The sequence below is a fragment of the Fibrobacter sp. UWOV1 genome (genome assembly GCF_900142495.1).
In the GTDB taxonomy this organism is placed as follows: domain Bacteria; phylum Fibrobacterota; class Fibrobacteria; order Fibrobacterales; family Fibrobacteraceae; genus Fibrobacter.
Genome location: NZ_FRBA01000024.1, coordinates 1 through 10,387, shown reverse-complemented (window position 1 = coordinate 10,387; position 10,387 = coordinate 1). Strand labels below are relative to the sequence as shown.

At 48.1% G+C, this 10,387-nt stretch carries 10 protein-coding genes; 7 read left to right on the top strand and 3 right to left on the bottom strand.

Going from position 1 to position 10,387, the window contains the following annotated elements:
• Positions 1–917, bottom strand: a 917-nt coding sequence (locus tag BUC02_RS15480) for an ATP-binding protein (RefSeq protein WP_073324089.1), incomplete at its 3' end; no start/stop codon positions are given.
• Between the two features lie 301 nt (positions 918–1,218).
• On the opposite strand from BUC02_RS15480, the gene BUC02_RS15755 reads away from it, so the two are divergent.
• The 5 genes from BUC02_RS15755 (at position 1,219) to BUC02_RS15445 (ending at position 7,052) form a co-directional block, all read left to right on the top strand.
• Positions 1,219–2,559, top strand: coding sequence for an FISUMP domain-containing protein (locus tag BUC02_RS15755; protein WP_083564640.1), 1,341 nt, complete (start codon positions 1,219–1,221; stop codon positions 2,557–2,559).
• Positions 2,560–3,361: 802 nt separating this feature from the next.
• Complete coding sequence (locus tag BUC02_RS15460) at positions 3,362–5,470, top strand: family 43 glycosylhydrolase (protein ID WP_073324081.1); 2,109 nt, start codon at positions 3,362–3,364, stop codon at positions 5,468–5,470.
• Positions 5,471–5,678: 208 nt separating this feature from the next.
• Complete coding sequence (locus BUC02_RS15455; protein WP_073324079.1) at positions 5,679–5,954, top strand: type II toxin-antitoxin system RelB/DinJ family antitoxin; 276 nt, start codon at positions 5,679–5,681, stop codon at positions 5,952–5,954.
• On the top strand, positions 5,947–6,213 hold the full coding sequence (locus tag BUC02_RS15450) for a Txe/YoeB family addiction module toxin (protein ID WP_073324077.1): 267 nt from the start codon (positions 5,947–5,949) through the stop codon (positions 6,211–6,213). The genes BUC02_RS15455 and BUC02_RS15450 overlap by 8 nt, the downstream gene beginning before the upstream one ends.
• Before the next feature lie 473 nt (positions 6,214–6,686).
• On the top strand, positions 6,687–7,052 hold the full coding sequence (locus BUC02_RS15445) for a helix-turn-helix domain-containing protein (RefSeq protein WP_072812061.1): 366 nt from the start codon (positions 6,687–6,689) through the stop codon (positions 7,050–7,052).
• Between the two features lie 30 nt (positions 7,053–7,082).
• Here the strand turns inward: BUC02_RS15445 and BUC02_RS15440 are convergent, their stop codons facing one another.
• Positions 7,083–7,286: a hypothetical protein gene (locus BUC02_RS15440; RefSeq protein ID WP_139261263.1), complete on the bottom strand. Its 204-nt coding sequence runs from the start codon at positions 7,284–7,286 to the stop codon at positions 7,083–7,085.
• Positions 7,287–7,384: 98 nt separating this feature from the next.
• Between BUC02_RS15440 and BUC02_RS16015 the strand changes: the two genes are divergently transcribed.
• Positions 7,385–7,573 carry a hypothetical protein gene (locus BUC02_RS16015; RefSeq protein WP_139261260.1) on the top strand — a complete coding sequence of 63 codons (189 nt, stop codon included), beginning with the start codon at positions 7,385–7,387 and terminating at the stop codon, positions 7,571–7,573.
• A 364-nt stretch (positions 7,574–7,937) separates the two neighbouring features.
• Here BUC02_RS16015 and BUC02_RS15435 read toward each other — a convergent pair whose 3' ends face one another.
• Entirely contained in the window at positions 7,938–9,167 is a 1,230-nt protein-coding gene (locus tag BUC02_RS15435; RefSeq protein ID WP_139261257.1) for an FISUMP domain-containing protein, read from the bottom strand.
• A gap of 342 nt (positions 9,168–9,509) precedes the next feature.
• Between BUC02_RS15435 and BUC02_RS15425 the strand changes: the two genes are divergently transcribed.
• The coding region (locus tag BUC02_RS15425) for an ATP-binding protein (protein ID WP_073324069.1) at positions 9,510–10,387 on the top strand (878 nt) is incomplete at its 3' end.

Below are 10,387 nucleotides of genomic sequence, written 5' to 3'. Positions count from 1 at the left end.
CGCTCTTGATTCTGTGTCAGGGCCATGCCCACATTGGGATCGTCGCAATGGTAGCAGACATTCACGGTTTTGCTGTCTTCGAGTTGTTGCAGCAGGCTGTTTTCTCCAGCTTTTCCGACTTTTCCAATGATGCTAGATGTCACGTAGCGGTTCGCTCCACGACTGAGTTGTGCGGGAATGCTTTCAAACAGTTTTGACACGTTCCCTGACGGGTCCAATTTCAAAAAATCTTCGGTGTAAAGCTTTATGATTTTACGTTTGATAGCATCGACCTTGCGCAGGTCGTTTGTTTCTAAATATTCGACGACGGCTTGTGGCATTCCGCCGACTAGCGCATAAAGCCGTAGGCCGCGCATGGTCGTCCTGAATGCGGCACCGAGCGGCAACTTCCTTTCGAAGAACTTGCTCAACGTGGGTATGGTCACTTCGTCATTCATTGCCCAACGGAATTCCTCGAAATCCATGGGGTACATTTGTAGTCGGTCTTCTTCGCTGGGAATGGTGATACTTTCCGTGTTTTTCTTGATGCTGATGAGCGAACCCGTTTCGATGTAGTCGTAGCGTCCGTCTGCGACCAGGTACTTTATGGCCTGCCGCGCGTTGGGGCATTTTTGGACTTCGTCGAAGATGATTACTGAATTGCGAGATTTCAGTGACTTGTGGAAAATCGCCTGTAGTCGCAGGAAAATGAAGTCCAAGTCCATGAGGTCGTCGAACAAGGATTTGACTTCTTCGGAGGCCTTATTGAAGTCGATAAGGATGTATGTTTCGTACTCCCTAATGGCGAATTCTTCGACAATGGTGGATTTCCCGATTCGGCGGGCTCCTTCAATAAGTAAGGCTGTCCGTCCCTTGCTTTCGGACTTCCATTCAAGCATTTTTGCGTAAATTTTGCGTTTAAATGTAAATTTCGGCATATTTTATCCCCCGAACATGTCTAAATATACATAAATTTTTCTTTCCCCACAAATTTATTTTGAGTAAAACCACCTTTTCCCGCAAATTTTTACATAAAAAAATGACATTCCCCGTAAATTTATAATCCAGCAGTTTATGGCTGATTCGGAGCCGGAATAGCCCGACAGAGCCCCGACTTCTTTTGCTCATTTGAACACTAATATATATAAATTGAAAGCACCTGTCAATAGCCGGAGGGGACAATTTGTGTGAAAATAAACTAAATTTGGGGTGTAGATTTTTGAGGTTATTGGAGGTCTTATGAAAAACGTCATTGAGAGTGTAACGAAGCAATCCATCTTCTTGACATTTTCCATTCTCCTAGCCCTGCTCGCAGCATGTGGCGATGAATCCTCTTCTTCTGTTTCGCCGGAACCCCGCCAGTGCGAGGAACAGAACGATGACTGCGACGATACCAGCTCTAGTAGCGGTGAAGTTTCCAAGAATTCCTCGAGTTCGCAAAAGAGCGCCGATAAGGGCAAGTCTTCTTCTAGCGAGAAGAATGCGAAGGAATCAAGCTCTTCCGTTAAGCCTACTTCTAGCGACGGCAAACAGTCTTCTTCTTCTACAAAAAAAGATGGCTCTAGCAGCAGTGTTGTGAAATCTTCTTCCTCTGTCGTTCCCAGCTCGTCTGGGGACCTCCAGTCCTCGTCTAGTAAGAAGGATGAATCTAGCAGCAGCGTGAACTCAAGTGGTTCTGCTAAATCTTCCTCGAGTGCGAAGGCAGTTATGGGTGGTCCGTGTCCCAAAGATGGAGTGCAAAAAATTATTGGAGGGGAGTATGCTGAATGTGTTAATGGCGTATGGACTCTCTATATTCCGCCTTCTTCTAGTTCCACACCCAAGAGCAGCAGCAGCCGGGGCTATGACTCTTTGCCGAGTCCGTTGCACTATAATATGAGCTATGGCGAATTTACGGATACTCGTGACGGAACAAAGTACGCAACAATTAATATTGATAACAAGTATGGCCCCGATAGTGTCCATCTAGCTTTTACTGTATTTGCCCAGAATCTTAAATATCATGAAAAGATGGTCGCTGGTACAGAAGAGCAAGAAGACGACACAAAGGTTGAAATATACTGCTATAACGACAGCATTGAGTATTGCAATGACTGGTGGGGCGGCTTGTACCAGTGGGCTGAAATGATGGCTTTGCCGTATGAATGTAACAGTAAAAATTGTGCCGATTTGATTGACACTGATGGAGACGGTTTCCATCAAGGTATTTGCCCGAGTGGCTGGCATGTAATGACCGAAAGGGAATTGCTTGCGGCATCTTATGCTTCAGACGTTGGCGTAAGTGAAATTGAACGATCAAATACTATAAAATCAGAAATTTCCTTTTCGTTGGTCGGAGGAAGAAATCTTACCGGAATGAGCCTAATTGCAACAGGCTATCGTTTGAATAGAATGGATGGAAATAAATTGGTTGTGTTCAAAAACCTTGGATATGGATCACTATTTGATTTTCCTACAGAATATGAAGCCGTGGATGCTGCTACATGTAGAGGTGGAGCTGTGTATTCTGATGATGCTTATTTGGCATGGGGTAATCAAAAAAGGTACGGCGCTTCCGTTCGCTGCGTTAAGGACTATTAATTCCCACAGCCTTCTCTAGGCTTAAAATCAAAAAAAGTTTAACAAAAAAAATAAAGATTCCGCTGAGGGGTGGAATCTTAGGAGTTCTTCTATGTCCAACAACAAAAAAAAACAACAAGAATAAGAAAAATCGTAAAAGTTTCACTCTTGAAGCTCTTGAACCGCGCCTGCACTAAATCGACGGCGAAAGGAGGTGCCGCATCAAGTGCGGCAAGACAACCGGAGATGAATGCCCTAAGGCGGAAGAAGATAAGTCGTCGAGCGAACATTCGTCGGGCGAAGCCCGAGGCCATGTGAGCTTAAAGCCACATGCGTTAAGCTGGGGCTGTAGCGAGAGTGAGACGCGAGTCGAACGGTCGTGTAAGAGTGAGACGAGCATATTTCTGGAGCCGTGGGCATTTGTAGCCCAGGGCGTTACGGGCGCGGCGATTGAGCGCCCGTTCGAGGGGGTGCTGGAAGCCACGGCTATGGATTGCTTCGTCGCTTTGCTCCTCGCAATGACGTGCAAGCCGAAGCGAATGTTGTTAGCAAGCGAACGAGCCACGGAATTTTCCGTCTGTGAGCAATAAGCCCCAAGCGTTAAGCGAGGGCGATTGCGAGAGAGAGGCTGTAAAGCCGATCGGTCGCTCCTTGAGCGGGTAACAACATCGCGAAGGCCATGCGCATAAGCCGGGGCTGCAAGCAGGGGGCTGCCTCCCCCCCCTTTTGAAAAAATGTCAATGACAAATTAACCCCGTGGTATTCCGCGGGGCTTTTTTCGATATATCTTTATCTCTGGTGTAAAAAATGTTTGGAGATTAAGATGAAAAATATCTTATTAGTTTCTTCCGTATTGGCCTTGGCTGGAATGGCCTTTGCCCAGCAACCAATCATTACAACCAACTACACGTGTGACCCGGCGCCCTATGTCCATGGGGATACGGTTTACCTGTACACGACCCACGACGAGGACAATGCCGAAGGGTTCGTCATGTACGACTGGCTGTTACACACGTCTACAGACATGGTCAACTGGACTAGCCACGGGGCTGTGGCCTCCCTGAACGATATCCAGTGGAGTACTAAGACCAATGGCGCTTGGGCCGAGCAGGTTGTGTTTCGCAATGGCAAATGGTACATGTACGTCCCCATTCATGGTAACGGAATTTCTGTCCTGGTGGCAGATAGTCCCTACGGCCCCTTCAAGGAACCTCTGAACAAGGCCTTGGTTTGGCAGCGGCAACATTGGAACGACATCGACCCCACCGTATGGGTGGATGATGACGGCCAGGCCTATTTGTACTGGGGAAATCCCGACCTCTATATGATCAAGCTTAACGAAGACATGATCAGTACTTCCGGCAATATTGTTACCTACCCCAAGATCAAGGATTACCAGGAAGGCCCTTGGCTCTACAAGCACGATAAACATTACTATATGGCTTTTGCTTCCACCTGCTGTGCCGAAGGCATCGGTTACGCCATGAGCGACTCCCCCACGGGCCCCTGGACCTACAAGGGCGACATTATGCCTCATTCCTCCCGCAGTAATGGAAACCACCCGGGAATTGTGGATTACAAGGGGAAATCATACGTTTTTGGCCATCATTACCAGCTTTGGCACCAGAAATCCGATAAAATGGGCCTTAAGTTCCAGCACAAGGAACGCCGTTCTGTTGGCGTTGCCGAGATGAAGTATAATGCCGACGGAACCATCCAGAAGATTGACTGGTGGCCGGATAATGGTGTGGCCCAGCTGGAAGATTTTGACCCGTACAAGCGCGTGGAAGCGGAAACCATGTCGTGGGGCGAAGAAGTGAGGGTCCGTAAGAGCGGTGCTGCCGGCAATACGGTTCTCACCAACCTTACCGAAGGCAAGTACACCAAGATTAGCGGCGTGGAATTCGGTGACGCCGGCGCAGAATCCTTCTCGGCTTCCGTTTTGAGCGTTAAGAGGGCATCCTCCGTTACGGTTCGCCTGGACAAGGTGGATGGCCCCGTGGTTGCCAAGGCTGAATTCAGTAAGGACGGTCTGGTGACCGTGCCTGCCGAAGGTGCAGTTGGCAAGCATGATGTATTCTTCATGTTCGCAGGTGATTTCGAAGCCGATTACTGGGAATTTGAAGACAGCAAGACCGCAGTTCCTCAGGGGCCGTTCTGCAAGGCGAAACTCAACGACCCCGAGGCAAAATGCAATTTGCCGGTTGTGGGCGCGAAGGTCGAGGGCACGGCCAACTTCATCGACTTCGAGAACTACGACGTGGGCGGTGCCGGCAAGGCCTACTACGATATGGATACCAAGAACCAGGGCGGCGAATACCGCGAAGACCGCGTGGACATCGTGAAGAACGGCGACGGATTTGCCGTGGGCTACACGCAGAAGGGCGAATGGCTGGAATACACCGTGAACGTGCAGGCCGGCGGGAAGCTCCCCTTCGAGCTCAGCTACGCAAGCGGCATGGACAACACCGGCGTGCGCCTGTTCATGGACGACGAGCCGATTACCGACACGCTCGCACTCACGGGCACCGGAGATTTCGACTCCTACGGCACCTTCAAGGGAACGACCACCAAGGAACTCACCGAGGGCGAGCACGTGCTCAAGGTGATGGTGACAAGCGACTACGTGAACCTCGACTGGATTGCCTTTGGCGAAAGCGAAGGCAGCGCTGAGGACATCCGCAACGGAACCACGGGCATCGTGCCGAAAATCGCCGCCGGAGCAGCGGGCATGGCAAATGCTTTCGCGAGGGCTGCGGGCAGCTACAGGGTATTCGACCTGATGGGCTCCGAGCTCGGGAACATCCGCCTGAATGCCGGCGCAACGCTCACGGACCTCAAGGCCGGACTCACGACCGCCGGCTTCGGGAGCGGCGTCTACGTCGTCCGCAACCCCGCCGGAAAGACCCTGAAATTGCAAGTCGGGGAATGAGTTCTCGCGCATCTTAAACCGTGCGCAGCCTCCCCCGCATTTAAAAGCCCCGACCTCTCGTAACGATGGCCGGGGTTTTTAGCGTCAATGTTTAATGCAATTTTATGCAAATTGCAGAATGTTGAATAAAATTGCAGTATTCTTATTAAAAATTATTGCTTTTTGCAGTCAATAAATGTATATTTGTAAGGTAACAAAGGAGCATTATATGGCACAGGCAACGATATCCGCACGCATCGACAGCAAGGACAAAGAAAGCTTTGACAAGTTCTGCAGCAATGTTGGGCTGTCCACTTCTGCCGCCATTTACATGTTCGTGAAAAATGTCATCAACGAGCGCCGCATCCCCTTTGAAGTCCGCGAGCCCTCCCCCCGCTACAACGCAAGCGACATCGAAGCCCTCAAGAAAGGCATCGAACAGCTCAACGCCGGGAAGGGGATTGTGAAGACAATGGAAGAACTGGAGGCGATGGAGAATGGCTAAAATCGCTTTTTCCGAAACTGCCTGGCAAGATTATCTTTATTGGCAACTCCAAGACAAAAAGACCCTGAAAAGAGTCAACCAATTGCTAAAAGACATTGAACGCAGCAATTTTGAAGGCATCGGAAAACCCGAAGCATTGAAGGGCAACCTTAGCGGATTCTGGAGCCGCAGAATTGATGACGCAAATCGACTAATCTATCGTATCAATGGTGAGTTCATCGATATCCTTTCGTGCAAAGGACATTACGAAGACGTTTGACGATTAATGGGGGGACGCCTCCCCCTGGCTCGCACTTCGTTGCTCCCCACCCCTACTCCTAAGGGCTCTGCCCCTAAGACCCCGAATGGCGCATCAAACTGAGTTCCTCCCCAAATATTGTTTTCCTTCCGCTAATTTTGTATATTAAATCTTGACAGGCACTGGTAGCGGATTTCCGTCTACAAGCCACGTTCGACTAGAAAAGCCGACTTTTGACGCCTTCGGCGTCCGTGGCGGCGGCTCAGAAATAAAATCAAACAAGTTTGATTTTGCTTCGTTCGCCTTGCATACTTTTGTTATATCCCATAAATTCTAACTCCTTTTTTATAAAAAAAGGCTTTTTTTGTTTGTTAATGTTCAACTCTATTGACAGATAATCAAAAATTGATTATGTTCAACTATGTACAATGTAACCATGAACAGGGTCGCTTGCTGGACATGCGAGAATGGGTCAATAAATATTGAGGTATACTATGTTGGCAGTCGTGAAAAAGCCCCGTATTGAAATTCGTGCGAAGCACATCCCTGCTCCGCTTGTCAGGTTCTTGAAGGATACCTACAAGCCCGAAAACGTCGCGGTCTGCAAGAACGAGGATTCCATTCCCTTCGAGGAGTCTGATTGGTTCAAGAATCTGGATTCCACTCCCGGCGAAATGATTGTCGCGAATCGCGATTTGCGCAACTGGTCGCAGGTCACCCTCGCCGAGAAACTTGGAATTCAGGTCCAGAACCTCTGCGCCATGGAAAACGGACGTAGGGCGGTATCCCGCAAGATGGCGGTAAAGCTCGGCGAAATCTTCGGAACGGATCCCGCAGCTTTCTTTGATTTTAGTAAGTGAAGGGGATGCCTCCCCTATGATGGATTTTTGCTAGGAATTCATCAATCCCTTGATGAATTCTTCTGCATCGGCTACAGGTGCTCCGTTTTTGATTTCGGAGATGGCTTTGGAAAGTTTTGCGTATATGTCATTCCAGGGCGTGGTGCGGCCGTTCAGCATATCGCTGTAGCCTTTTTCGAGTTCCGCATCGAAGCGTTCTTTTGACCATGTGGCGGCATTTTCAATCTTGTTCATGTCATTCAACATACATATTTGCCCGCACAAATGCAAGATTTTTTTCATGATAAAATCAATCTCTTAACAATAGGATAATCTGAAAATAGATTTGAGGTATGATGATAAAATCTACATCGACTTTCGATAGGATTATGGCGGACCCGAAGCAGAAAGTGGCTTTCGAAAAGGAATATGCCTATTTTCTTCAGTCAGAAATGAAACTTCAGAATGCTCTTGCCGAGGGCGAACGATCCGCCGAACAAGGCGGCTGGCTTTCTGCAGCGGATGTGCGGAAGAAATTCTAGTCCCTCCCCCAAAAAAATAGTTGGTCACTAAGGTTGCCAATTAAGACAATTTGTTTTGTAAAATTGTCAAGTTTTGTTTTGTATTTTTGTTCAATTCTGTTTTGTATTTTTGGAAGAAAAATGCCGAATTCTTTGTAAAAGCGCATTTTTATAGCATTTTTCTTGAGATGTCGGCGTGTTGGGTCACGGGGTGGTTGATTTTGGGGTGGGGTTAAGCATCCACCATCAAACGAGGTTCTAAGGACTCGATTTTATAGCTCTTACGGGTAGAATTCTTCTTGTTATTCTTTATAGACTTGGACATATAGACCCAATTGGCTTTTATTGCAAAAGCCTTGTTAATCTGTTTAAGATCTTGTTATAATTAGCGGTTTTTCACGCAACGGACAGACAGGCCGTTCGGCTTGTCAGAATTCATTTTTAAATCGACTCTACTTATACCCCGCGCAGCTGAGCCCAACGATATCGAAGTTACGTTAGTGGCAGATGATTCAAACGGTAATCGGTAACGTCCATAAACTCTAATATATTGGTATTCCCCTGTTATGGCCAAAGCAATTCCCCCATACAAGGCCGAGAATCCTTGGCTGTTGCTCCCGCCATTTACTTTCGACACAAAACCATAATCATCTTCACTTGCCCCCTTCAAGGCGCCCCATTCTTGCCTATTCATCACGTGCCACCCTTCCGGACAGATTCCCTGAACCTTCAAACGATCCCATTCATGGTCGTATTCTCGGCCCGGGAATATCGAGTCCGGGCAGGCGGGAGTCGTTCCCGTCCACACGCTGTCGCAGGCCTTCGGAAGCCCCATCGCCTCGCTCCAGCTGTACAGCCCGCCAAACCCGTTATCGCAGTACCACGGGTCGTCATCGTAGCAATACTTTTCGGGAGCATTGTCGTCAAACACCGTCGTATTTAACGGGATTTGTTTTCCATAGTTAAGGTTGGTCGCGAATACGGTCATATTTTCAAAGCCATCGTAACCGAATTTCGTGTCTAAAATCCTGTACTTTTGCCCATCACGCGGGTCAACAAATTCCCCATACGAATACTTGCTGTTATAAAGGCTGTCCATGTTGAAATAGCTGCTGGTGGGCACGGACGAGGAACTGGAACGAACATACAGAACATAGAAGCCATCTTTACAGATATATTCCAATTTTTTGCCAGATTCTCGATCGGTCCTGTCTAGAATTGAGCCTTCACTAGAACAAGGCTTAGTCCAAACAGAACTTGACGAAGTCCCCGAGCTGCTCGACTTAACGCTGGACGAGGCGGGACTGGATTCACCGCCACTGCTCTTGGAATCCGTAGACGAACTGGATTTCGCAGAAGAAGAACTGTTCTTCGACGAAGACGAAACCGAACTTCCTCCGGAAGAGGTTCCTTTGTCCGTAACGGAACTCGAGGAGATTGCATCATCGCCACTAGAGGACGAAACTTCCGCTACCGGGTCAGGGTCAGTACTGCTGGAACCGCTGTCGCACGCAGTAAATACAGCAAAGACAAGAGCCATGGCAAGAAGTATGGATACCCTACGCTTCGCTTCGAGAATGGCAGGCCAAGAATGACGCAATGTAAAAATCTTCACAGAAGACCTCCAAAGACCTCGAAATTCTATAACCCAAATTTAGTTTATTTTCACACAAATTGTCCCTTCCGGCTATTGACGGCGGCGTTCAATTTATATATATTAATGCTCAAATGAGCAAAAGAAGTCGGGACTCTGTCGGGCTATTCCGGCCCCGAATCAGCCGTAAACTGCTGGATTATAAATTTACGGGGAATGTCAATTTTTTATGTAAAAATTTGCGGGAAAGGGCTGTTTTGTTCAAAATAAATTTGCGGGAAAAGAAAAAATTATGTATATTTAGACATGTTCGGGGGATAAAATATGCCGAAATTTACATTTAAACGCAAAATATACGCAAAAATGCTTGAATGGAAGTCCGAAAGCAAGGGTCGGACTGCCTTACTTATTGAAGGAGCCCGCCGAATCGGGAAATCCACCATTGTCGAAGAATTCGCCATTAGGGAGTACGAAACATACATCCTTATCGACTTCAATAAGGCCTCCGAAGAAGTCAAATCCCTGTTCGACGACCTCATGGACCTGGACTTCATTTTCCTGCGACTACAGGCGATTTTCCACAAGTCACTGAAATCTCGCAATTCAGTAATCATCTTCGACGAAGTCCAAAAATGCCCCAACGCGCGGCAGGCCATAAAGTACCTGGTCGCAGACGGACGCTACGACTACATCGAAACGGGGTCGCTTATCAGCATCAAGAAAAACACGGAAAGTATCACCATTCCCAGCGAAGAAGACCGACTACAAATGTACCCCATGGATTTCGAGGAATTCCGCTGGGCAATGAACGACGAAGTGACCATACCCACGTTGAGCAAGTTCTTCGAAAGGAAGTTGCCGCTCGGTGCCGCATTTAGGACGACCATGCGCGGCCTACGGCTTTATGCGCTAGTCGGCGGAATGCCACAAGCCGTCGTCGAATATCTAGAAACAAACGACCTGCGCAAGGTCGATGCAATCAAACGTAAAATCATAAAGCTTTACACCGAAGATTTTCTGAAATTGGATCCGTCAGGGAACATGTCGAAACTGTTCGAAAGCATCCCCGCACAACTCAGTCGTGGAGCGAACCGCTACGTGACTTCTAGCATCATTGGAAAAGTCGGGAAAGTTAGCGAAAATAGTCTGCTGCAACAACTCGAAGACAGCAAAACCGTGAATGTCTGCTACCATTGCGACGATCCCAATGTGGGCATGGCCCTGACACAGAATCAAGAGCG

What these genes read in the sequence shown, in the direction of transcription:
- BUC02_RS15755 (WP_083564640.1), top strand. Translation starts at nt 1,219, where the DNA reads ATGAAAAACGTCATTGAGAGTGTAACGAAGCAATCCATCTTCTTGACA.
- BUC02_RS15460 (WP_073324081.1), top strand. Translation starts at nt 3,362, where the DNA reads ATGAAAAATATCTTATTAGTTTCTTCCGTATTGGCCTTGGCTGGAATG.
- BUC02_RS15455 (WP_073324079.1), top strand. Translation starts at nt 5,679, where the DNA reads ATGGCACAGGCAACGATATCCGCACGCATCGACAGCAAGGACAAAGAA.
- BUC02_RS15450 (WP_073324077.1), top strand. Translation starts at nt 5,947, where the DNA reads ATGGCTAAAATCGCTTTTTCCGAAACTGCCTGGCAAGATTATCTTTAT.
- BUC02_RS15445 (WP_072812061.1), top strand. Translation starts at nt 6,687, where the DNA reads ATGTTGGCAGTCGTGAAAAAGCCCCGTATTGAAATTCGTGCGAAGCAC.
- BUC02_RS15440 (WP_139261263.1), bottom strand. Translation starts at nt 7,286, where the DNA reads ATGAACAAGATTGAAAATGCCGCCACATGGTCAAAAGAACGCTTCGAT.
- BUC02_RS16015 (WP_139261260.1), top strand. Translation starts at nt 7,385, where the DNA reads ATGATGATAAAATCTACATCGACTTTCGATAGGATTATGGCGGACCCG.